Below are 23,339 nucleotides of genomic sequence, written 5' to 3' on the forward strand. Positions count from 1 at the left end.
CCCTGGCCGCCTCATGCGTCACCCCGGCCCCCTCACGCCCCACCCGACCAAGGAGCACACGCCGTGACCGACCACCCCGCAGAGCACGCCGCGTGGGGCGAGCCGGACTCCGCCACGGCGCCCGCCGCCCCCGCGCCCGTCACCCCGGCCGACGCCGCCGACGCGGCCCGCCTCGTCTCCTTCGGCCTGCAGCCCAAGCTCCAGCCCGCCCGCGACCAGGAGTACGGCGAACTGCTCCGCCGCTACCGCGAGGACCCGCCCTTCGCGCGGCTCGCCGACGCCGTCGCGACCGGGCTCGGGCTGGTCGTCCTGGAGGTCTCCCCGCGCGCGGGCATGGCCGTGACCGCCGCCGAGGACTCCGTCTTCGCCGTCCGCATGGGCGACTACGCCCGCCGCGCGGCGACGGACTCCACCGACCGCTTCCTGCACGGCCTCGCACACCTCGCGGTCGCCGCCATGGCCTTCCCGCGCCCCGAGGACCTCGCCGACGACGGATACATCGGCCGGGTCACGGTCAACGGCGTCGACGCGTTCGTGCGCCAGGCCTGCCGCCGACTGGAGGAGCGCGCCGAGGAGCAGGGCGAGAACACCGACCCGGCCACCGACGCCCCCGGGCTGGAGGCCGCCTGGCGGATCTGGGCGCGGCGCAGCTCCACCGGGGCCACCAAGGACGCCCGCCGCCTCGCCGGTTCGACCACCGGCATCGTCGGCAAGGCCGTCGCCTTCCTCACCGACTCCGGCTTCCTCCAGCGCACGGGCGACGACTCCGGAGGGACGTACCGCACCACGGCCCGCTACCAGCTCCAGGTCCGCGACATGGCCGGCAGCGCGGCCATGGCCGAGCTCCTGGACCTCGGCGTCGTACCGGTCACGGACGGCTCGGCGACGCTGCTGCCCCCCGAGGACACCGACGACCTGGAGCTGGCCGCCGACGCGGGACTGCCCTTCCACTCCTGACCCCGCGGCCCCTCCCGACCCACGCGGCGCCGCCGCCCCCGCCCCGCACCTCCCCGCCGTTTCCCACGACTTACGACGAGAGTCCGCCGCCATGTACGAGCTGTCCCGGATCCGCCTCTACTCCATCGGTCCGGCCGGTGCGCGCTACGCCGACACCGTGCTCGACCTGCGCGGTGTCGGCGCCGTGGTGCCCGACCCCGCACCCACGCAGGCGGAGTTCTTCGAGGACGAGCCGACAGGGCCGCCGCGCCGCCCCGCCCCCGCGGGCGTGCTCTTCCTGGAGAACGGCGGCGGCAAGTCCGTCCTGCTCAAGCTGATCTTCTCGGTGATGCTGCCGGGCCACCGGAACACCCTCGGCGGCGCCAGCTCCGGCGTACTGCGCAAGTTCCTGCTCGCCGACGACTGCGGGCACGTCGCCCTGGAGTGGCAGCACACCCTCACCGGTGAGTGCGTGGTCGTGGGCAAGGTCAGCGAGTGGCGGGGACGCCAGGTCTCGAACGACCCGCGGAAGTTCGCCGAGGCCTGGTACTCCTTCCGGCCCGGCCCCGGCCTGAGCCTGGACTCGCTGCCGGTCGCCGAGTCCACCGCCGTACGGCCCTCCGTGGAGGGCGCCTCGGGCGCGCAGGGACGCCGGCGCACCATGAAGGGCTTCCGCGACGCGCTGACCGAGGCCACCAAGGCCTACCCCCACCTCGAAGTGCACTGGGAAGAGATCCACGACCGCTGGAACGAACACCTCGGCGACCTCGGTCTCGACCCCGAACTCTTCCGCTACCAGCGCGAGATGAACGCCGACGAGGGCGAGGCCGCGGGCCTCTTCGCCGTCAAGAAGGACTCCGACTTCACCGACCTGCTGCTGCGCGCCGTCACGGACACCCGTGACACCGACGGCCTCGCCGACCTCGTCCACGGCTTCGGCAACAAGCTGGGCCGACGGGCCGAACTGATGGCCGAGCGGGACTTCACCGCCGGCTCCGTCGACCTGCTCGGGCGCATCGTCGAGGCCGCCGGCACCCGGGCACGCGCACGTGACGTGCACGCGGCCGCCGAGCGCAGGACCCGCACCCTGGCCCGGCGCCTGTCCGCCCGCGCCGTCGAGGAGCGCGGGCGCGCCGCGACCCTGACCGAACAGGTCACCGCCGCCGCCCACACCGTCACCGAGGCCGAACAGGCCCGCGGCAAGAGCGCCCTCATCTCCGCCGAACTGGCCTACCGCCACGCGTCCTTGGCGCTCACCGTCGCCGAGAAGGCCGCCGCCGCCCAGCGCCGCGAACTCGCCGACGCCCGCACCCTGCACGCCGCCTGGCAGGCCGCCGAGGCCGTCCTGCGCCACCGCGCGGCGGCCGACCGCTCCGCGCGCGTGGCCGCCGCGATCCGCGAGGCCGAGCGGGACGCCGCGCCCGCCCTCGCCGCCCGCGCGAAGGCCGCCGCCGACCTCGTGCGCGCCCTGCACACCGCCGCCGAAGGCGCCGAGGACGTCGCGAACGAGGAGGAGGAGCGCTCCGCCGCCCTCCAGGAGACCGGCGAGAGCGCGCACCGCGACGCCACCGCCGCCGCCACCGAGGCCCAGCGGGCCCGCAGCGAGGCCGGCCACCTGCGCCAGCGCCTCACGGAGGTCGAGCAGGAGACCGCCGAGGCCGTGCGCGCGGGCTGGCTCGACGACACCGCGCCCGACGCCGACCCCGCGCGGGCCGCCCTCGCCGCGAGCGACGCGGAGAAGACGACCGTCGCCGCCTGGGACACCGCCCGCGAGGCCGCCCGCCGAACCGCCGACCACGCCAAGGAGGCGGCCGCCGCCGAGGCCCGCGCCGAACTGACCGCCGCCCGCGCCTCGGACGCCGCGACCGCCGCCGAGGCCGCCCACGACGCGGAGCGCCGCGCCGCCGAGTCCATCGCCGGGGACGAACGGCTCGCCGAACTGCTGAGCCTGCCGACCGGCGTCAGCGCCGTCCCGCGCCCCCGCGGCGCCGAAACCGACAGCGCCCCCTCCCCGGCGCGCGGTGCCCTCTCCGTGGAGGAACTCGACCGCTCCGCCGACGAGCTGCGCGCCCTCCTCGAAGAAGGCGTCGCCTCCGCCGAACGGCAGCTCTTCGACCTGCGCACCGCCGCCGCCGATGACTCCCGCATCCTCGGCGCCCTCGGCGACGGCGGACTGCTGCCGCCCGGCCCCGACGTCCTCGCCACCGTCGAGTTCCTCGGCGAGCACGGCATCCCCGCACTGCCCGGCTGGCGCTATCTCGCCCAGGCCGTCGACCCCGCCGACCACGCGCGCGTGCTCGCCGCCCGCCCCGAGCTGGTCGACGGCGTGGTCATCACCGACCCGGACACCCACGCCCGCGCCCGCGAAGCCCTCGCGGACGCCGCCCTGCTGCCCCGCTCGGCCGTCGCCGTGGGCACCGCCGCCGCCCTCCTCGCCCCCACACCGGGCGAGCAGGCCACCGACAGCGGCGTCTTCCTCGTACCGCCGAACCCGGCCATGCACGACGAGCACGCCGCCGACGAGGAGCGGCAGGCGCTGCGCGCGCGGGCCGCCCGGCGGGACGAGGAGATCCGCTCCCTCGCCGCCCGGCTCGCCAAGGACCGCGAGCTGGCCGCCCGGCTCACCTCCTGGCGCGCAGGCTGCCCCGGCGGCCGCCTCGCCGAACTCGCCACCGCCGCCCAGGATGCCCGCGCCTTCGCCGAGGAGGCCGAGGCCGAGCTGGCCGAGGCCCGCACCGCCCGCGCCGAGGCCGACGAGGCCGCGAGCGAGGCGGCACGCGTGCGGGACGAACGCCAAGAGGCCGCCCAGCGCGCCCGCCGCGCCGCCGACGCCCTCGCGGGCCTCGCCTTCCGGCTCCGCGAGCGGGCCGGCTGGCAGGCCAAGCTGCGCGAACTGGCCGACGACGCCGCCGAGTCCGAGGCCCGCGCCCAGACCTGCCTGGACCGCGCCCGCGCCGCCGACGAGGACCGCCGCGCCGCCCAGCGCGCCGCCGACGACGCCCGCCGCACCGCCCGCGCCCTGCGCGCCGAACGCGCCGAGATCGCCGGCGCCCCCGAGGACATCCCCGAGGACACCGACGCCCCCAAGACGTCGCTGCCCGCCCTCCGCGAGGCCTACCGCGCGGCATCGCAGCTCTACGAGAAGGTGGGCGTCGGCGCCGACCTGCGCGCCGAACAGGCCCGCGCCGAGAGCGACGAGAGCGCCGCCCTCGCCGAGCTGGACCGGCTCAGCAACAAGGTGCGCACCCGCGCCGCCCTGCTCCTCGAAGGCACCGACGGCTCCGACGGCCCCTCCCGGCAGGCCGCCGCCGCCCGCGCCGAGGCCCAGGTCCAGCTCATCGAGGCCCGCGCCGCCACCGCCAGCGAGCAGCTCGGCCGGCTGCGCGGCGAGGCCGAGCGGCACGCCCCCGAGGACGGCGAGGCCCACACCGAGCTGCCCGAAGAGCTGGTCCCCGCCGACGCCGAACAGGCCCAGGCACTGCTGCGCACCGCCACCGGCGAACTGGCCGCGCACACCGAGGCGCTGGGCCGCGCCAAGGAGTCCCACGCCGCGCTGCTCCAGGCGCACCGCGCCACGGAGGACGCTGCGGGCGGCTTCGACGAGACGGCCGCCCTCCTGCGCGACCTCCTGCGCGAGCACCAGGAAGACCCCGAAGAGGAGCCCGACCCCTACTCCGGCACCCTGGAGGAGGCCCGCCAGGCCGCCGCCGAGGCCCGCCGTTCTTTGCGCGGCTGCGCCGCCGACCTGTCCGCCGCCGACACCGCCGTCCGCGAGGCCGGCGACATCCTCGTCCGGCACGCCAACTCCACCCGCTACGAGCAGGTCCGCACGCCCGCCCGCCAGCAGATCCGCGAGCTGCCCGCCTCCGCGCTGCCGGAGCACGCCAAGAAGTGGGCCGACGCCTTCGCGCCCCGGCTGCGGGTGCTGACCGACGAGCTGGCGCAGCTGGAGCGCAACCGCGACAGCATCGTGGACCGCCTGCGCGGTCTCGTGGAGTCGGCCCTCGCGACGCTCAGGTCCGCCCAGCGCCTGTCCCGCCTGCCCGAGGGCCTCGGGGAGTGGTCGGGCCAGGAGTTCCTGCGGGTCCGCTTCGAGGAGCCCGACCAGGCCACCCTCGTGGAGCGCCTCGGCGAGGTCATCGACGAGGCCACCCGCGCGGCCGTGAAGAAGAACTCGGACCTGCGGCGCGACGGCATGTCCCTGCTGCTGCGCGGCGTCCAGGCCGCGCTGGAGCCGCGCGGCGTCGCCGTCGAGATCCTCAAGCCGGACGCCGTGCTGCGCGCCGAGCGCGTCCCGGTCGGACAGATGGGCGACGTCTTCTCCGGAGGGCAGCTGCTCACCGCCGCCATCGCCCTGTACTGCACGATGGCCGCCCTGCGCAGCAACGACCGGGGCCGGGACAAGCACCGGCACGCCGGCACGCTCTTCCTCGACAACCCCATCGGCCGCGCCAACGCGACGTACCTCTTGGAGCTCCAGCGGGCCGTCTCCGACGCGCTCGGTGTGCAGCTGCTCTACACGACCGGCCTGTTCGACACCACGGCGCTCGCGGAGTTCCCGCTGGTCATCCGGTTGCGCAACGACGCGGACCTGCGGGCGGGGCTGAAGTACATCAGCGTCGAGGAGCACCTGCGCCCCGGCCTGCCGCAGCGGGACCCCGATGACCCCGACGGCGAGACGGTGCACGGCGAGATCACGGCCACGCGGATGTACAAGCGCCCCACGGCGCAAGCGTCTTTGCCGGCGCGGCCCTCTTCGGCGCCCCAGCCCTCCTCGGCCACTACGTAGCGAGCTGTTTGGTGAGCCACTCGTGGAAGAGCCCGATGTGGTGCTCGGTCGGCACGAGCACCCCGCCCCCGCGGTAGGCGCGGGACGCCATCGCGGGCTGGGTGCGCTCGCAGGCCGCGAAGTCCTGGACGTTGACCCGGTGGAAGAGTTCCACGGACTTCGACAGGTCGGCTCCGGAGGCGACGACGTCGGGTGCGTACAGCCAGTCGCACTCGACGAGCGTGTGGTCCTCGGCCATCGGGAACATGCGGTGCAGGATCACGTGGTCGGGGACGAGGTTGATGAAGACGGTCGGTTTCACGGTCACCGCGTAGTAGCGGCGGTCCTGCTGGTCGCCGACCTCGGGGAGGCGGCCGAAGCCCGCGCTGCCGTCGACCGTGAAACCCCCGACCTCCTCGCCGAACGCGGCGCCGTGCCCGACGTAGTACTGCGCGGCGAAGCCGTCCGCGAACTCCGGCAGGACGTCGGTGAGTTCGGGGTGGATGGTCGCGCAGTGGTAGCACTCCATGAAGTTCTCCACGATCAGCTTCCAGTTGGCGCGCACGTCGTACGTGACGCGCCGGCCGAGCGCGAGCCGCTCGGTGCCGTAGCGCTCGATGGAGGCCGCGTCGCCCAGCCGCTCGACCACCGCGCCGACGACGCTCTCCTCGAAGGAGGGCGGTTCCTCGGCCAGGCACAGCCAGAGGTAGCCGAGCCACTCCCGCAGGGCCACCTTCACCAGGCCGTACGCGGAACGGTCCACGTCCGGCATCCTGACCAGGTTGGGCGCGGCGATCAGTCTGCCGTCGAGGTCGTACGTCCAGGCGTGGTACGGGCATTGGAGGGCGCGGCGGACCTGCCCGGACTCCTCGGCGCACAGGCGGGCGCCGCGGTGCCGGCACACGTTCAGGAAGGCGCGCGGTTCGCCGGTGCGCGAGCGGGTGACCAGGACGCTCTCCCGCCCGACCCGTACCGTGCGGAAGGCGCCCGGCGTGTCGAGATCGGCGGCGCGCACCGCGCAGAACCAGAGCGCTTCGAGGACGCGTTCCTGCTCCTGCCGGAAGATCTCCGGGTCGGTGTAGTAGCGGCCGGGGAGGGTCGCGATGAGACTCGGCGGCAAGGGGGTCGTCGTCACGGTGGTCGTCCTCCTCAAGAAGGCGCTCGGACTCCGCGGGCGGGCGCGGCGGCGAACCGGGCGGGGTCGAACAGCTCGATGGGCTGCCCGGTGGCGCCGTCCAGCGCCAGGTCGGCGACGATCTCGCCGACCACGGGCACGAACTTGAAGCCGTGCCCGGAGAACCCGGCGGCGACGGTGACCGACCCGGGGTGCGCCGGATGGCGCGCGATGACGAAGTGCTCGTCGGGAGTGTTGGAGTACATGCAGGTGGCGGCCTTCAGGAAGCGGCCGGGGAGCGACGGGATCAGCCGGCCCACCTGTTCGGCCATCGCCGCGATCTCGTGGTCGTGGACCGTCCGCTCGATGGTCCGCGGCGTGCAGGGCGTGCCCTTGCGGAAGAAGGCCACCTTGACCCCCAGCTCGGGCCCGTCGATCGCGGGGAAGCCGTACACCTGTACGCCTCGCGCGTCCTCCCATACGTAGATCGGATGCCGGTCCGGCAGGAAGGGCCGTACGCCGCCGGTGGGCTGGAACCAGTACATGACCTGCCGTTCGACGTGGAACGGCACGCCCAGGTCGGTGAGCAGCTCCGGCGCCCACGCGCCGGGGCAGACCACCAGGTGGCCCGCCGTGTACGTGCCTGCGGCGGTGTGGACGCGTACGCCGCCCCGGCAGGGCTCCCAGCGCGTCATGGGCTCCTCGAAGCGCAGGTCGGCGCCGTCGCGCGTGGCGAGCTCCAGGTGGGCGGCCACCGTGCTCTCGGGGCGGACCAGGCCCGCCCGTGCCTCGTACAGCGCCACCTCGTCGTCGTCCGGGGTGAGGGTCGGGAACCGGCGGCGGATCTCTTTCGCGTCGAGCATCTCGTGGGGCAGGCCCCACCGTTCGGCGGAGAGCAGCGAGCCGGCAACGGGGCGGCTTTCGGGCCGGCCGAGCATCACGCCGCCGCACAGGGTGGCGATCTCACGGCCCGTGTCCCGTTCGAGGCGCTCGTACAGCTCGTACGCGCGCAGCAGCAGCGGGACGTACGCGGGGTCCTCGAAGTAGGACTGCCGGGTGACGCGGGAGCCGCCGTGGCTGGAGCCGCGCCGGTGCGCGGGGCCGTACCGCTCCAGGCCGAGGACGCGGGCGCCACGCGCGGACAGGTGGTGGGCGGCGGCGCCGCCCATGCCGCCGAGGCCGATCACGATCACGTCGTAGGTGGTGGGGGACACCGGGGCCTCCTGGCGGCTAGCGGCGGATGCGGGTCATCTCCGGGTCGAACAGGGGTTCCTCGGCGACCGTCGCGGGAACCTTCTCGCCGAAGTACTCGACGTCGACGCCCGTACCGGCCCTCAGGGGCGGCAGCCAGGCGTACGCGACACAGCGGCCCAGCGTGTATCCGTACGAGGCGCTCGTGACGTACCCGGCCGGGGCGCCGTCGACGTACACGGGCTCTTTGCCGAGGACGACGGCGGCCGGGTCGTCGAGGAGCAGGGGCGTGAGCCTCCGCGCAGGCTCACCCAGCGCTGCCAGGGCGGCGCGGCCCACGAAGTCCCCCTTGTCCATGCGCACCGCGAAGCCGAGGCCCGCCTCGTAGGGGTTGTGTTCGGCGGTCATGTCGTGCCCCCACGCGCGGTACCCCTTCTCCAGGCGCAGGCTGTTGAAGGCGGACCGCCCGGCCGCGATCACCCCGTGCGCCCGCCCCGCCTCCCACAGCGTGTCCCACAGGCGCAGCCCCAGGTCGGCGGTGGTGTACAGCTCCCAGCCCAGTTCACCGACGTAGCTCAGGCGCATCGCGGTCACCGGGACGTGCCCGGCCCAGGTCTCCTTGGCCCTGAAGTAACCGAACCCCTGGTGCGAGAAGTCGTCCGGGGTGAGCGGCTGGACCAGCGCGCGGGCCGCGGGCCCCCAGACACCGATGCAGCAGGTCCCCGAGGTGATGTCCCTGAGGTGGACGTCGGCCGGGGCATGCCGAAGGAGCCGGTCCAGGTCGGCGGGGGAGTTGGCGCCCACCTGGAAACGGTCGGGGGCCAGGCGTGCCACCGTCAGGTCGGAGCGGATGCCGCCCGCCTCGTCGAGAAGGAGGGTGTAGGTGACGGCGCCGGGCCTCTTGGCGAGGTTGTTGCTGGTCATGCGCTGGAGGAAGGCGAGCGCACCGGGACCGGTGACCTCCAGCCGGCGCAGGGGCGTCATGTCGTACAGGGCCACCCCCTCGCGGGTGGCACGGGCCTCGGCCGCCACGGTCGGGGACCAGTGGCGCGCCGCCCAGGCGTCGCGCGCGGGCAGCGCGATCCCGTCGGCCAGGCGGGCGTTCGCCTCGTACCAGTGCGGGCGCTCCCAGCCGCCGCCCTCCAGGAAGACGGCGCCCAGCTCCCGCTGGCGGGCGTGGAAGGGGCTGACCCGTAGGGGGCGCGGCTCGTCCGGTGGCTGGAGCGGGTGGATGACGTCATAGACCTCCACGAACTGCCGGGTGGCCCGCTCGGCGACGTACGCGGGGGAGCGCTGGGCGTCCTCGAAGCGGGTCGGCTCGCATTCGTGCAGGTCGAGGGAGGGGCGCCCGTCGACCATCCACTCGGCGACCGCTCTGGCGGCGCCCGCGGAGTGCGTGACCCACACCGCCTCGGCCAGCCAGAAGCCGCGCGGCGCACGGCACTCGCCGAGCACCGGCATGCCGTCCGGGGTGAAGGAGAAGACGCCGTTGAAGCCCTCCTCGATCTCGGTCCGCCCCAGCGCGGGAAGCAGCCACCGGCAGTCCTGCCAACTGGGCGCGAAGTCCTCCTCGGTGAAGGGGTACGACGACGGCATGCTCTCGGCGTCGTCGTAGGCGGGGACGCCGAACGGGTCGACGGGCAGCGGCCGATGGGCGTACGAGCCGATGCCGATGCGGTCGGTGTGCTCCCGGAAGTACAGATCGCGGTCCTGGAAGCGCAGGATCGGCCGCGACGCCTCGGTGCGCGAGTCGTTGGCCCCGGCCTGCTCGGAGAGGGGACGGGTGATCGCGTACTGGTGGGCGAGCGGCAGCAGCGGCACGTCGACGCCCGCCATCCGCCCGATCACCGGGCCCCAGAAGCCGGCCGCCGAGACGACGTGGTCGGCGGGGAAGGTGCCGCGGTCGGTGACGACGGCGCAGACCCGGCCGCCGTCCTGCTCGATGCCGGTCACGGTGTGGCGGTCCAGGAAACGTGCGCCACGCGCGCGTGCCCGCGCCATCTGCGCACGGCAGGCGGGAACGGCGCGGGCCAAGCCGTCGTCCGGTGTGTACAGACCGCCGTACAGCCGGCTCTCGTCCACCAGCGGCCACAGCTCCTTGCAGCGCGCGGGCCCGACGAGTTCGGCGCGGACGCCCCAGGAGGCGGCGAGACCGGCCCTGCGGTGCAACTCGGCCCAGCGCTCGGGCGTGGTGGCCAGTTCGAGGCCGCCCACGGGGTGGAAGCACGGAAGGCCGTCGGCTTCGAGGGAGGTGAACTTCTCCACCGTGTACGTCGCGAACGCGGTCAGCGTTCTGGACGGGTTGGTCCGGAAGACCAGCCCGGGGGCGTGGGAGGTGGAGCCGCCGGGCGCGGGCAGCGGCCCCTGGTCGAGCACGGTGACGTCGGTCCAGCCGCGGGCGGTCAGCTCGTCCGCGAGCGAGCAGCCGACGATTCCGGCGCCGACGACGACCACACGGGGCCCCCGGCCCGCGAAGCGGCTCACAGGGCCACCACCGAGCGCAGCACCTCACCGCGCCGCATCCGGTCGAAGGCCTCCTCCACCTCGTCCAGGGAGATCGTCTCGGAGACGAACCCGCCCAGGTCGAGGCGGCGGCTGAGGTACTGGTCCACGAGGATCGGGAAGTCCCGCGCGGGCAGGCAGTCGCCGTACCAGGACGACTTGAGGGCGCCGCCGCGCGAGAAGACATCGAGCAGCGGCAGATCGACCCTCATCTCCGCGTCGGGCACCCCCACCTGGACCAGCACGCCGGCGTGATCGCGCATGTAGAAGGCCTGCTTGTACGTCGACGGGGTGCCGACCGCGTCGATGGCGACGTCGACCCCGTGCCCGCCGGTCAGCTCGTGGACGGCCGCGACGGGGTCGGTGCCACGGGAGTTGACGGTGTGCGTCGCGCCGAAACGGGTCGCCGCGTCCAGCTTCGCGTCGTCGATGTCGACGGCGATGACGCGCCGGGCCCCGGCCAGGGACGCCCCGGCGATCGCGGCGTCGCCGACACCGCCGCAGCCGATGACCGCGACGGTGTCGCCGCGACCCACCCCACCGGTGTGCACGGCCGCCCCGTACCCCGCCATCACGCCGCACCCGATCAGGCACGCCGCCTCGGGGCGCGCCGCCGGATCGACCCGCACCGCCTGGCCTGCGGCGATCAGCGTCTTCTCGGCGAAGGCGCCGATGCCGAGGGCGGGGCTCAGCGGCGTGCCGTCTTGGAGGGTCATCGACTGTGCGGCGTTGCGGGAGTCGAAGCAGTACCAGGGGCGCCCGCGCCGACAGGAACGGCACTCACCACAGGGGGCGCGCCAGGCGAGCACCACATAGTCACCGGCGACGAGGCCGACGACGTCCGTGCCCACCGCCTCGACGGTGCCGGCCGCCTCATGGCCGAGCAGGAACGGGAAGTCGTCGGTGATCGCGCCCTCCCGGTAGTGCAGATCCGTGTGGCAGACCCCGCAGGCCTGCACGGAGACGAGCACCTCTCCGGGACCGGGATCTGGCACGACGATCGTCCGCACCTCGACGGGTGCGCCCTTCTTGACGGCGACGACGGCACGGACCTCGTGGGGCACGGCCAGACTCCTCTGCTGTTGCGCACGGCTCGGTGGCGTGGATGCGTACGAAGGCAGATTCTGTTGCGTACTGCACGACCGGTTGCGCTATGAGAGACATACTGGGAACGCCATCGAGAGGCCGTCAAGGGGGCGGCACCCCATCTGTCCGAAGCCGTGCCCCAGGACTCAGAAGCCGTGCAGGACTCAGAAGCCGTAGCCCATCCGCCGGGACAGCTCCACGGACGCCGCGACCGTCCGCTTGGCCAGTTCGGTCAGGCGGTCCTCGGTCAGCCGGTACACCGGCCCCGACGTGCTGAGCGCCCCGATGACCTTGCCGTCGTGCGCCCGCACCGGCGCGGCGACGGCGGCGAGTCCCACCTCCAACTCCTCGACGGCGACGGCGAAACCCTGCCCGACCACGGCCTCCAGCTCGCCGCGCAACGCCACCGTGCCGGTCACCGTGTGCTCGGTCATGCGGGGCAGCGTGCGGGCGATCAGGCCCTCGCGCAGCGTCGTCGGCAGGTGCGCGAGCAGCACCTTGCCGCTGGACGTGGCGTGCAGCGGGGTGCGGCGGCCGAGCCAGTTCTGCGCGGTCACCGAGGCGGGCCCGCGGGCCTGCATGATGTTGACGGCGGCGTCGTCGTCCAGGACCGCGATGTTGACGGTCTCGCCCAGCTCGTCCGCGAGTTCGCGGCAGACCGGGCCGCCCTCCTGGGAGATGTCCATGCGCACTGCCGCCGCCCCCGCGAGGCGCAGTACGCCGGCACCCAGGAAGTACTTCCCGCGGTCCTTGGCCTGGCCGACCAGGCCGCGGTTCTCCAGCACCCCGAGGAGCCGGAAGGCCGTCGACTTGTGGACGCCCAACTCGTCCGCGATATCCGTGACTCCGGCCTCGCCGTGCCGGGCGAGGATCTCCAGGACGCTCACGGCGCGGTCCACGGACTGCACCGAGCCGGCGGCCGCCTTCGGCTGTTTCGCTGTGCCGCTCATATGTCGACCCCCACCACCTCGCGGCCCTGTGAAGCCGCGTCTTCGGGAAGCCCTTGACGTGACGGGCGTCCCGACCGGACTCTGTTGCGTAGAGCGCTCCCTCGTGCGCCATGTGAAACGTCATGTTATCGAAGGGTCTTGGCCCCCCGAAGGGGCGAGGACCGGGCCGAACGACACCAGAGGGGGGCCCATGATTTCCGTCTGCCGCCTCGAAGACCTCCCCGCGGGCGAGTCCGTCCGCCTCGACACCACGCCGCCCGTCGCGGTGTTCAACGCCGACGGCGAGCTGTTCGCCATCGACGACACGTGCAGCCACCAGGACGCTTCCCTGTCGGAGGGGTGGCTGGAGGGCTGCCTGGTGGAATGCCCCCTCCACGCCGCGGTATTCGACCTCCGCACCGGCCGCCCCACCGGCCCGCCCGCGCGCCGCCCCGTCCGTACCCACCAGGTATACGTCGAGGACGGCATGATCCGCGTACGGCTCACGGCCGCCGAGGAAGGGTCAGCCGCGTGAGAGCCGACGCGGGCCCCGCACGAATCCCGGAGGGCGTATACGAGCGTCCGCCGGCATGAGGACCGTCACCGTCACCGTGGCCGGTGCCTCGCTCGCCGGCCTGTCCGCGGCCCGGGAACTGCGTGCAGGGTTCGACCGGTGACCCGGTCGGGGCCAACTCGCCCTGCCCGATGGCGAGGAGACGACGGAGACGGCCCCGTAACCACCGCCCCACTCCTCACTCACTCCTCAGGAGTGGGACAGCTGCCCCGCTCCTTCGCGCCTGCGCACGCGCACCCGTATAGGCACCTTGCCGCGCTCGGCGGCCCGTTCCTGACGGCGGGCCCGGCGCCGCTCGCGCCGCAGCCGCCGTGCCGTACTGCTGGGCACGGACACCACCCCGTGCCGTTGGTTCCACACCTGGCGGGTCACCCACACGTCCAGGACGCCCCAGGTGGCCACGACCGTGCTGGCCACGCTGCTCAGGACCATGGGGAAGGAGAGCCACGACCCCGCGAGGGCGGTGAGGAAGGCGACCATCGCCTGCACAAGGGTGACCGCCACGATGATCACGGCCCGTACGGCCGCCGTCCGCACCGGGTCCGGCAACCGCCGTCTGCGGGCGGGCTCCTCCACCCACAGCGGTGGGCGCGGCGCCGACCGCTCCCGCGCCGGTGCGGCGACGGACTGCCGCGCCCGCTCGGTGGAACTCCGCCCGCGCGGCAAGGCACTTGGCCTCCCGGCCCCCTGCGGGGAGGCACCCCGCGCCGCGGCCCATGCCGCCTCGTCGCTCCCAGACGCCCTGCGGCGCTCCGCCGTGCCCGTCATCTCGTCACTCCCCCCGCCGCTTCGCGGTCCTTCACGAACAACCCTCCGGTGAGGCCCTTCGACCCAACTCACCTGTGGCTGCCCGGTTTACTGCCCTTTATGTCACCCGCCCCACGGCCCACCCGCGGTCCGACCACTCTTCACCGTCTCTCCCTGACCGACGAACGAGAGATCGGAAAGATTCCCGCTCCGGTTCCGTGAAGCGAAGAGTTCCGGCCAACTGGCGTGCCGCGTAAGGCCGATGAGGCCCGGCGCGATGCCCCACATGCTGGGACGCAATCTCCCGTAATGGGGGGACAACTAGGGACGTCCCTTTCTCGTCACGGCCGAAAAGCGTTCGGATGTGTCTTCGAGTTGCTCGGAGGTCAGTAGTAGGCTCGCGCCGTTTGTTGACGCACATGTGTGCCCCTGGCCCGTGCAACGGCCGCAGGGGCCGATCTGGGGGAGGCCATGCGCTTTCGCGGGAAGTCCATCCGCCGGAAGATCGTGGCACTGCTGCTCGTGCCGCTGGTTTCCCTGACCGCGATCTGGGGTTTCGCCACCGTCATCACCGGCCGCGAGGCGAGCGCCCTGCTCGACTCGGCCAACATCGTCGACAAGATCGGCTACCCCATCGAGGACACGGTCCGCGTGCTCCAGCAGGAGCGCCGCCAGACCCTCGTCCACCTCGCCGACCCGCGCGCCTCCGACGCCCTCGCGGCCCTGCGCCGCAGCCGTGACGTGACCGACGACATGATCGCCGAGGTCCGCGCGAACGCCGAGGACGAGGACGTCCGCGACAGCATCGACGGCAACTCCCGACAGCGGCTCGCCTCGCTCCTCGACGCCTTCGACGGCATCGAGTCGCTGCGCCGCACCGTCGAAGAGGGCACGGTCACCCGCGCGGGCGCCCTGAAGATGTACTCCAAACTGATCGACCCCTGCTTCAGCCTGCTCACCACCCTCAACGGCCTCGACGACGCCGGCCTCGACCAGCAGGGCCGCGCGCTGATCGGTGTCGCACGCGCGCGTGAACTGCTCGCACGGGAGGACGCGCTGCTCGCGTCGGCACTCGTCTCCGGCCGCGTCACCCGGGACGAGATCCGCCAGGTCGCCGAGCTGAGGGCCCAGCGCACCCTCTTGTACGAGGTGAACCTCCCGCCGCTGCCCGAGGACGAACGCGCCCGCTACGAGCGCTACTGGAACGGCGCCGAGACCACCCAGCTGCGCAAGGCCGAGAAGGACGTCGTCGAGTCCGTGCCGGGCACCCCGCACGCGGTGACGTCCGCACACTGGGACGAGACGGCGGGCCGCACCCTCAAGGACCTCGCCAAGCGCGACGACGAGGCGAGCGACCGCTTCCAGGAACGCGTCGAGCCCGTCGCCGTCGGGGTGGTCGTGCGCGTCGTCCTCGCCGGCGTGCTCGGTCTGCTCGCGCTGCTGGTCTCGCTCTTCATGTCCGTACGCATCGGACGCGGCCTCATCCGCGACCTGCGCCGCCTGCGCCTGGAGGCCCACGAGGCCTCCGGCGTCCGCCTGCCCGGCGTACTGCGCCGCCTGGCGGCCGGCGAACAGGTCGACGTGGAGACCGAGGCGCCCCGGCTCACGTATGACAAGGACGAGATCGGACAGGTCGGGCAGGCCCTCAACACCCTGCAGCGTGCCGCCGTCGAGGCCACCGTCAAACAGGCGGACCTGCGGCGCGGCGTCTCCGAGGTCTTCGTCAACCTCGCCCGCCGCAGCCAGGTCCTGCTGCACAAGCAGCTCACGCTCCTGGACACCATGGAGCGCAGGACCGAGGACACCGACGAGCTGGCCGACCTCTTCCGGCTCGACCACCTGACCACCCGCATGCGGCGCCACGCCGAAGGCCTGGTGATCCTCTCCGGAGCCGCCCCGTCCAGGCAGTGGCGCAAGCCCGTCCAGCTCATGGACGTCGTGCGCGCAGCCGTGGCCGAGGTCGAGGACTACGAGCGCATCGAGGTGCGCCGCCTGCCGCGCATCGCGGTCACCGGCCCCGCCGTGGCCGACCTCACGCACCTGCTGGCCGAACTCCTGGAGAACGCCACGGTGTTCTCGCCGCCGCACACCGCCGTGCAGGTCCTCGGCGAGCACGTGGCCAACGGCTTCACCCTGGAGATCCACGACCGGGGACTCGGCATGGCCGCCGACGCCCTCCTCGACGCGAACCTCCGCCTCGCCGAGACCCCCGAGTTCGAACTGTCCGACACCGACCGGCTCGGCCTCTTCGTCGTCAGCCGGCTCGCGCAGCGCCAGCGGGTCCGCGTCTCCCTCCAGCCCTCTCCGTACGGCGGCACGACCGCCGTCGTCTTCATCCCCGAGGCCCTTCTCACCGACGACGTGCCCGACACCGCCGGCGCCGGTTTCCGCCTCGACCGGTCGCGGACCAGGGAGACCGTGCCCAGCACGGACGAGGCGGCCGACCGCGCGGCGGCCCTGGCCCAGGTGCCCGTGCGGCTCCCCGGCCTGCCCGCCTCCGTGCTCGACGGCCCGGTGGAACTGGAGGCGCCCGTCGGCATGGGGGACCTCGACCCCTTCCCCGGAGCACTCGGCGACGACGACAGCGAGCGCGGCGACCTCTTCCGCCCGCGCCGCCGGGTGGCGGGCATACCCGGCGAACAGCACCAGCAGGCCCGCGACGACCACGAGACGGGCCGCCCCGAGCCGACCCGCCGCGACCTCACCCCGGCCCGCCCCTCGGCGCGCCCCGAGTCCTCCGCCCGCCCCGGCGACGACCTCGCCGACGCCCGCTTCACCGAGGACCGCCTCTCCGCGGGGCCCGTACCGCTGCCGCGCCGCAGGACCCCGAAGCTGGTCAGCTCGCACGGGCGCCCCGTGACACACACCCGGCCGCAGGACAACGGCCGGCCCCAGGCCGGCGCGGCCGAGGACGACGCCCCGCGGCCCCCGGCACCCCGGCAGCGCCCCACCTGGCCCGATCTGTCACCGCCGCACCAGGACGCCACCACCGCCGACCCGGCGCCCGAACTGCCCCGGCGCTCCCGCCGTACCGGCCCGCAGGGCGGCGCCGCCCCCGGCCGCGGCACCCGGGAGGACGCCCCGACGACCGACCCGGGCGGACTGCCCCGCCGCGTCCGGCAGGCCAGCCTCGCCCCGCAGTTGAAGGACGGCCCCGACCGCCGCTCCGACCGCCCCGGGACCCGGCCGGAGGAGCGCGACGCGGAAGAGGTACGCAGCCGCATGGCCTCCCTCCAGAGGGGCTGGCAGCGCGGCCGCGACGAGAACGCCGCCGGGGACGACGCCACGGACGGCACAGCACCAGGAACGACATCTGAGGGGAACGGTCGATGACCGCACCGAAGGCCGACGCACACACCATCACGAACGGGGGACCGGGCGAGCTGAACTGGCTCCTGGACGACCTGGTGCAGCGCGTCGCCGGCATCCGCAAGGCGCTCGTGCTCTCCGGCGACGGCCTGCCCACCGGCGTGTCCAAGAACCTGACGAGGGAGGACAGCGAGCACCTCGCCGCCGTCGCCTCCGGGTTCCACAGCCTCGCCAAGGGCGTGGGCCGGCACTTCGAGGCGGGCAGGGTCCGCCAGACCGTGGTCGAGCTGGACGACGCGTTCCTCTTCGTCACGGCCGCGGGCGACGGCAGCTGCCTCGCCGTCCTCGCGGAAGCCGACTCCGACGTCGGCCTCGTCGCCTACGAAATGACGCTGCTGGTCAAGAGGGTGGGTGTGCATCTGGGTACGGCACCGCGCACGGACCTGCCCGCGGGAGGGTAGTGGGAGGGCATGAGCCACGACGGTCGAGGGACGCAGAGAACGAAGGCACTGCGCGGGATACCCGGACGAGCGGGGGTGCCGGGGCTGCCCCGGCACCGGGGCACGGCGCCACGGCAGGCGGCGCCCCGGGAGACGCCGGGGCCGCAGGAGACGCCCCGCTGGTTCGACGACGACGCCGGCCCCGTCGTACGCCCGTACGCCATGACGCGCGGTCGCACCACGAGCCCCGCCCAGCACCGCCTCGACCTCATCGCGGTCGTCATGGCGGGGGAGCGGGCCGCGGCCGATCCGGAGGCGGACCACAGACTGTCCCCGGAGCACGTGGACATCGTGGAGCTGTGCCGGGACGCGCCGCAGTCCGTCGCCGAACTGGCGGCCGAACTGGACCTGCCCGTCGGTGTGATCCGCGTGCTCATCGGTGACCTGGTGGACGACGAACTGGTGCACGTGACCCGGCCCGTCCCCCCGGCCGAGCTGCCGGACGAGAGCATCCTGCGCGATGTGATCAGCGGCCTGCGGGCCCTTTGAACGGCGCGTGGGGGTGGCCGGGCCCGGCCACCCATCCGTGAGCGAGACCCCTGGCGGCGGCGGATACGGACCGGCCCCGCGTGACACCACTGATCCAGGAGAAGTGAGCGATGATCTTCCGGCGTACTGAGCGCGGCAAGGCCGCCGTCGAGCCGGTCACCCTGAAGATCCTGGTGGCGGGAGGCTTCGGTGTCGGCAAGACGACCCTCGTCGGCGCGGTCAGCGAGATCAAGCCGCTGCGCACCGAGGAGACCCTGAGCGAGGCCGGCCGGCCCGTCGACGACACCCGCGGTGTCGCGGGCAAGCGCACCACCACCGTGGCCATGGACTTCGGCCGCATCACCCTGCGCGAGGACCTCGTCCTGTACCTCTTCGGCACACCGGGGCAGGACCGCTTCTGGTTCCTGTGGGACGAACTGGCGACGGGGGCGCTCGGCGCGGTGGTCCTCGCCGACACCCGCCGCCTGGAGGACTGCTTCGCCGCCGTCGACTACTTCGAGCGGCGCTCCATACCGTTCGTCGTCGGCGTCAACTGCTTCGAGGGCGCCTCCCGTTACCCCGCGGAGGTCGTCAGGCAGGCCCTCGATCTCGACGACAGGGTGCCTGTCGTGCTTTGCGACGCGCGTGATCGGGAGTCCGTCAAGGACGTCCTCATCGACGTCGTGGAACACGCGATGGCGGCGGCCGCGGCGGCCAGGGAGCCGGCGACGACGTGACAGGCCCCTCTGCCACGTAGTCAGGTCTTCGTCTTACGTGGTGGCCCGGGGGCACGGCCCGTACCCCCGCCGACCGGGGTACGGGCCGTGGCTCGCTCGGCTTAGCCTTCGCCGTCCTCCAGCCAGCCGAAACTCCGCTCCACCGCCTTGCGCCAGTGGTGGTACTCCTTGTCCCGCGTGGCCGCGTCCATCCGCGGCGACCACTCCACGTCCCGCTGCCAGTGCGCCTTCAGCTCGTCGAGGTCGTGCCACACCCCGGTCGCGAGCCCTGCCGCGTAGGCGGCGCCCAGGCACGTCGTCTCGGACACCTTCGGCCTGATCACCGGCACCCCGAGGACATCGGCCTGATGTTGCATCAGCAGATTGTTCTTCGTCATGCCGCCGTCCACCTTGAGGGTCGTGATCCGCACCCCGGAGTCCTGGTACATGGCGTCGACCACTTCACGGGTCTGCCAGCTGGTGGCCTCCAGGACCGCGCGCGCGAGGTGCGCCTTGGTGACGTACCGGGTGAGCCCCGTGACGACACCGCGCGCGTCCGAGCGCCAGTACGGCGCGTACAGCCCGGAGAAGGCGGGCACGATGTACGCCCCGCCGTTGTCGGCCACGCTCTGGGCGAGGGTCTCGATCTCGTCGGCGTGGCGGATGATGCCGAGTTGGTCGCGGAACCACTGCACCAGGGCGCCGGTGATCGCGATCGACCCCTCCAGGCAGTACACGGGCGCCTCGGAGCCGATCTTGTAGCCCATGGTCGTGAGCAGCCCGTTCTTCGAGGGAACGGGCCGGTCACCGGTGTTCAGGAGCAGGAAACTGCCCGTGCCGTACGTGTTCTTGGCCGTCCCCGTGTCATAGCAGGCCTGCCCGAACACCGCCGCCTGCTGGTCGCCGAGCGCGGAGGCGACGGGCACCCCGGAGAGCTGCCCCACGGCCGTGCCGTACACCTCGGACGACGACCTGATCTCCGGCAGCATCGCCTCCGGGATGTCCATCGCCGACAGGATCGACTGCTCCCACTGGAGCGTGTGGAGGTTCATCAGCATGGTGCGGCCCGCGTTGGTGACGTCGGTGACGTGCTTGCCGCCGTCCCTGCCGCCCGTGAGGTTCCAGATCAGCCAGGAGTCGATGGTGCCGAACGCGATCTCGCCCCGCTCGGCGCGCGCCCGCAGCCCCGGCACGTTGTCCAGCAGCCAGGCCGCCTTGGGCCCGGAGAAGTAGCTGGCGAGCGGCAGCCCCGTCTGTTCGCGGAAGCGGTCCTGGCCGTCCGTGCCGCCCAGGTCGTCGCAGAGCCCCGAGGTACGGGTGTCCTGCCAGACGATCGCGTTGTGCACGGGCTTGCCCGTGGCGCGGTCCCACAGGACCGTCGTCTCGCGCTGGTTGGTGATGCCGAGGGCGCTCACCTGGTCGGCGCGGAGCCCGGCCTTGGCGATCGCCCCCGCGACCACCGCCTGCACCTTGGACCAGATCTCGGTGGCATCGTGCTCCACCCAGCCGGGCTTGGGGAAGATCTGGCGGTGCTCGCGCTGGTCCACGGCGACGATCGCGCCGCCCTGGTCGAAGATGATGCAGCGGCTGGAGGTGGTGCCCTGGTCGATGGCGGCGACGAACTTCCCGGAGCTGTCCGGCATGGCTACTCCTTGGTGGGAGGACTCAGAAGGCTGCGTTGTAGATGAGGCCCGCGAGGGCGCCGCCGATCAGCGGCCCGGCCACCGGAACCCAGGCGTAGCTCCAGTCGGACGTGCCCTTGCCGGGAATCGGCAGGAACGCGTGCACGATGCGCGGACCGAGGTCGCGCGCCGGGTTGATGGCGTAGCCCGTGGGACCGCCCAGGGACAGACCGATGCCGACGACGAGGAAGGCCACGATCAGCGTCTGCGTGCCGGACTCGCCGAGGCCCTTGGTGAGCCCGAAGGCCAGGACCGGCAGCACCAGCGCGACGGTGGCGATGACCTCGGTGATGACGTTGGCGACCGGGTTCCTGATCTCCGGGATGGTCGAGAAGATGCCGAGTGTCGGTGTCGGCTCGTGCGCGCCGGTCACCTCGTCCTTCACGCCTCGCGCGCCGTTGGCGTTGAACTGCGCCAGGTACACGAGGTAGGCGAGCACGGCGCCGAGCATTGCGCCGACCAGCTGGCCGAGCACGTAGACCCAGACCTTGCCCCACTCGCCGGTGTCGATGGCGATGCCGAGCGTGACGGCCGGATTGAGGTGCCCACCGGAGAGCGGTCCCGCGGTGTAGGCGCCCGCGAGCACCCCGAAACCCCATCCGAAGGCGATGACGACCCACCCGGAGGCCTTTGCCTTCGAGTGGCTGAGCGTGACGGCGGCGCACACGCCGGCGCCGAGCAGAATCAGGATCGCGGTGCCGATGACCTCACCGACGAAGATGTCCCCGTTCGAGTACATGGCGGCTCCTAGGCCCTCGCCCGGGGCAGTGCGCCCCGGTACTCCGTGCAGGGTGCGTTTCCCACGGCCGGTGCCTGGATACGACCGGCTGACGCAGCCGGGGGCAGGGAGTCTCCCGCGCCCTGCCCGGCGTCCGTGCGAGCGTGCCGTGGCAGTCACATCGCCCATGGGGGATGACCTGGTGACCAGGTCCTGCGTGCGGACCTTTCGCACGCGCAGAGGCTCTGTGCGCGCGTGGAGCCGAGGTGCGGCGACGCCGACTGACACCGGAAGTGTTCACCGGCGGTGATGGAGCGTCAAGGTCGCGGACGACACCGGTTAACCGGTGGGACACCTTCCCCCGGAGCGTCCCGGGAGCGGATCAGCGCACCGCGACGACCGCCGACCCATGGCCGAAAAGCCCCTGGTTCGCGGTGAGCCCCACGCGCGCGCCCGCGACCTGCCGAGGTCCGGCGGTGCCCCGCAACTGCCAGGTGATTTCGCAGACTTGCGCGAGCGCCTGCGCCGGCACGGCCTCGCCGAAGGACGCGAGCCCGCCACTGGTGTTCACGGGCACGCGCCCGCCGATGGCCGTCACCCCGTCCCGCAGCAGCTTCGCCCCCTGGCCCTCGCCGCAGAGCCCGAGGTCCTCGTACCACTGCGGTTCGAGAGCGGTGGACAGGTCGTACACCTCCGCCACGGATATGTCCTCGGGACCGATGCCCGCCTCCTCGTAGGCCGCTCGCGCGATGGACGCCCGGAACGTCTCGGCGGCGGGCGCCACCACCGCCGCGGAGTCCGTGGCGATGTCCGGCAGGTCCAGTACCGCGCTCGGATAGGTCGGCGTCACCGTGGACACCGCGCGGACGCGCACGGGGTCCGGCGCGCCGTGCCGCCGGGCGAACTCCATGCTGGACAGCACCAGGGCGGCGGCTCCGTCCGACGTGGCGCAGATGTCGAGCAGCCGCAACGGATCGGCGACGACCGCCGAGGCTGCGACCTCCTCGGCCGTGACGGCCTTGCGGTAGCGGGCGTACCCATTGAGGGCGCCCATCGCCGCGTTCTTCACCTTGACCTGGGCGAAGTCCTCCAGTGTGTCGCCGTGCACCGCCATCCGGCGGCGGGCGTAGAGCCCGAAGTACGCCGGGTTGGTCGCACCGAGGACGCGGAACCGCAGCCAGTCGGGGTCATCGGGCCGATCACCGCCGGCGGGCCGGAAGAACCCCTTGGGCGCGGCGTCGGCCCCGACCACCAGGACCACGTCGGCCATACCGGCGAGGATCTGGGTCCGCGCGACGGCGATCGCCTGGGCGCCGGACGCGCACGCCGCGTACACGCTCGCCACCCGCGCCCCCTGCCAGCCGAGCGCCTTGGCGAACGTCGCCCCGGCGACATGACCCGGATAGCCGCCACGGACCGTGTCGGCGCCCACGATCGAACCGACGTCCCGCCAGTCGACCCCGGCGTCCGCGAGGGCGGCGCGCGCCGCCACCACCCCGTACTCGACGAAGCCGCGCCCCCACTTCCCCCAGGGGTGCATGCCCGCGCCGAGCACCGCCACCTCGCCGCTCATGCGCCCACCCCCACGGGCCGCCAGTGCCAGGTCGTCCAGATCGTCGCCTCGTCCTCGTGGAGCACGCCGGGGACGACCTCCACCTCCATGCCCACCTCCAGGTCGGTGACCGAGACGCCGGGAGCCGCCTGCCCGAGCACCACCATGCGCTCCGCCTCCAGCTCCACAGCGATCAACGTGTACGGGCGCCAGGGAAGTTCCGGGTCGGACACGTAGGGCGCGGGCGGGCGGTAGCGCCCGTCGGTGTACGACCAGACGCGCCCGCACCGGGACAGCGGCACCTCGACGAGATCACCGCCCGCGCAGCCGGGATTGCGGCAGTAGGCGTCCTCACGCGGGAAGAAGACGCAGGCGCAGACCGAGCAGCGCGTCCCCAGCAGACAAAAGCTCTCACCCTCCCCGGCGAACCAGTCGGCCACTACGGGGGTGCGCGTACGCGACAAGGTTCCTCCATGGCACTCGAACTGACGGATCGTCAGGAGTGTGGCACGGGCAACCGGATTTCGTGAGGGGAGAGGCAGCCGGA

The 23,339-nt window shown here is 73.3% G+C and carries 17 protein-coding genes; 7 read left to right on the forward strand and 10 right to left on the reverse strand.

All coding sequences use genetic code 11. The features are described from left to right. Positions 1-63 precede the first annotated feature (63 nt). Positions 64-957, forward strand: a complete 894-nt coding sequence (locus tag ABZ385_RS31240; RefSeq protein ID WP_358913995.1) for a hypothetical protein — start codon at positions 64-66, stop codon at positions 955-957. A gap of 91 nt (positions 958-1,048) precedes the next feature. Beyond that, positions 1,049-5,725, forward strand: a complete 4,677-nt coding sequence (locus ABZ385_RS31245; RefSeq protein ID WP_358913996.1) for a hypothetical protein — start codon at positions 1,049-1,051, stop codon at positions 5,723-5,725. Here ABZ385_RS31245 and ABZ385_RS31250 read toward each other — a convergent pair. The 5 genes from ABZ385_RS31250 to ABZ385_RS31270 all read right to left on the reverse strand — a co-directional run bounded on the left by ABZ385_RS31250 (position 5,718) and on the right by ABZ385_RS31270 (position 12,547). Further along, the gene (locus ABZ385_RS31250; RefSeq protein ID WP_358913997.1) at positions 5,718-6,839 is read right to left on the reverse strand and encodes an aromatic ring-hydroxylating dioxygenase subunit alpha; all 1,122 of its coding nucleotides are present in this window, start codon (positions 6,837-6,839) and stop codon (positions 5,718-5,720) included. The genes ABZ385_RS31245 and ABZ385_RS31250 overlap by 8 nt on opposite strands. Before the next feature lie 14 nt (positions 6,840-6,853). Then, complete coding sequence (gene solA, locus ABZ385_RS31255; protein ID WP_358913998.1) at positions 6,854-8,032, reverse strand: N-methyl-L-tryptophan oxidase; 1,179 nt, start codon at positions 8,030-8,032, stop codon at positions 6,854-6,856. A gap of 16 nt (positions 8,033-8,048) precedes the next feature. Beyond that, complete coding sequence (locus tag ABZ385_RS31260; protein WP_358913999.1) at positions 8,049-10,493, reverse strand: FAD-dependent oxidoreductase; 2,445 nt, start codon at positions 10,491-10,493, stop codon at positions 8,049-8,051. After that, positions 10,490-11,575 (reverse strand): S-(hydroxymethyl)mycothiol dehydrogenase, encoded by a 1,086-nt coding sequence (locus tag ABZ385_RS31265; protein ID WP_358914000.1) that lies wholly within the window; start codon positions 11,573-11,575, stop codon positions 10,490-10,492. The genes ABZ385_RS31260 and ABZ385_RS31265 overlap by 4 nt, the downstream gene beginning before the upstream one ends. Before the next feature lie 186 nt (positions 11,576-11,761). After that, the gene (locus ABZ385_RS31270) at positions 11,762-12,547 is read right to left on the reverse strand and encodes an IclR family transcriptional regulator (protein ID WP_358585230.1); all 786 of its coding nucleotides are present in this window, start codon (positions 12,545-12,547) and stop codon (positions 11,762-11,764) included. 190 nt (positions 12,548-12,737) lie between these two features. Between ABZ385_RS31270 and ABZ385_RS31275 the strand changes: the two genes are divergently transcribed. Next, a complete protein-coding gene (locus tag ABZ385_RS31275) occupies positions 12,738-13,061 on the forward strand; it encodes a bifunctional 3-phenylpropionate/cinnamic acid dioxygenase ferredoxin subunit (RefSeq protein WP_358585228.1) in 324 nt (107 codons plus the stop codon). 228 nt (positions 13,062-13,289) lie between these two features. Here the strand turns inward: ABZ385_RS31275 and ABZ385_RS31280 are convergent, their stop codons facing one another. Further along, entirely contained in the window at positions 13,290-13,766 is a 477-nt protein-coding gene (locus ABZ385_RS31280; protein WP_358914001.1) for a hypothetical protein, read from the reverse strand. 552 nt (positions 13,767-14,318) lie between these two features. On the opposite strand from ABZ385_RS31280, the gene ABZ385_RS31285 reads away from it, so the two are divergent. The 4 genes from ABZ385_RS31285 to ABZ385_RS31300 all read left to right on the forward strand — a co-directional run bounded on the left by ABZ385_RS31285 (position 14,319) and on the right by ABZ385_RS31300 (position 18,861). Then, positions 14,319-17,180: a nitrate- and nitrite sensing domain-containing protein gene (locus tag ABZ385_RS31285; RefSeq protein ID WP_358585224.1), complete on the forward strand. Its 2,862-nt coding sequence runs from the start codon at positions 14,319-14,321 to the stop codon at positions 17,178-17,180. Beyond that, a complete protein-coding gene (locus tag ABZ385_RS31290; RefSeq protein ID WP_358585222.1) occupies positions 17,177-17,617 on the forward strand; it encodes a roadblock/LC7 domain-containing protein in 441 nt (146 codons plus the stop codon). The genes ABZ385_RS31285 and ABZ385_RS31290 overlap by 4 nt, the downstream gene beginning before the upstream one ends. A gap of 84 nt (positions 17,618-17,701) precedes the next feature. Beyond that, entirely contained in the window at positions 17,702-18,145 is a 444-nt protein-coding gene (locus ABZ385_RS31295; protein ID WP_358585240.1) for a DUF742 domain-containing protein, read from the forward strand. A gap of 110 nt (positions 18,146-18,255) precedes the next feature. After that, positions 18,256-18,861 carry an ATP/GTP-binding protein gene (locus ABZ385_RS31300; RefSeq protein ID WP_358585220.1) on the forward strand — a complete coding sequence of 202 codons (606 nt, stop codon included), beginning with the start codon at positions 18,256-18,258 and terminating at the stop codon, positions 18,859-18,861. A 101-nt stretch (positions 18,862-18,962) separates the two neighbouring features. Here the strand turns inward: ABZ385_RS31300 and glpK are convergent, their stop codons facing one another. The 4 genes from glpK to ABZ385_RS31320 all read right to left on the reverse strand — a co-directional run bounded on the left by glpK (position 18,963) and on the right by ABZ385_RS31320 (position 23,256). Then, a complete protein-coding gene (glpK, locus tag ABZ385_RS31305; protein WP_358914002.1) occupies positions 18,963-20,483 on the reverse strand; it encodes a glycerol kinase GlpK in 1,521 nt (506 codons plus the stop codon). Positions 20,484-20,505: 22 nt separating this feature from the next. Next, a complete protein-coding gene (locus tag ABZ385_RS31310; protein WP_358585216.1) occupies positions 20,506-21,261 on the reverse strand; it encodes an MIP/aquaporin family protein in 756 nt (251 codons plus the stop codon). 361 nt (positions 21,262-21,622) lie between these two features. Further along, complete coding sequence (locus tag ABZ385_RS31315; RefSeq protein WP_358585214.1) at positions 21,623-22,813, reverse strand: lipid-transfer protein; 1,191 nt, start codon at positions 22,811-22,813, stop codon at positions 21,623-21,625. Continuing rightward, positions 22,810-23,256 carry a benzoylsuccinyl-CoA thiolase gene (locus ABZ385_RS31320; RefSeq protein WP_358585212.1) on the reverse strand — a complete coding sequence of 149 codons (447 nt, stop codon included), beginning with the start codon at positions 23,254-23,256 and terminating at the stop codon, positions 22,810-22,812. The genes ABZ385_RS31315 and ABZ385_RS31320 overlap by 4 nt, the downstream gene beginning before the upstream one ends. Positions 23,257-23,339: the final 83 nt, after the last annotated feature.

This window comes from Streptomyces sp. NPDC005898, from assembly GCF_040629635.1.
Classification (GTDB): Bacteria; Actinomycetota; Actinomycetes; order Streptomycetales; family Streptomycetaceae; genus Streptomyces.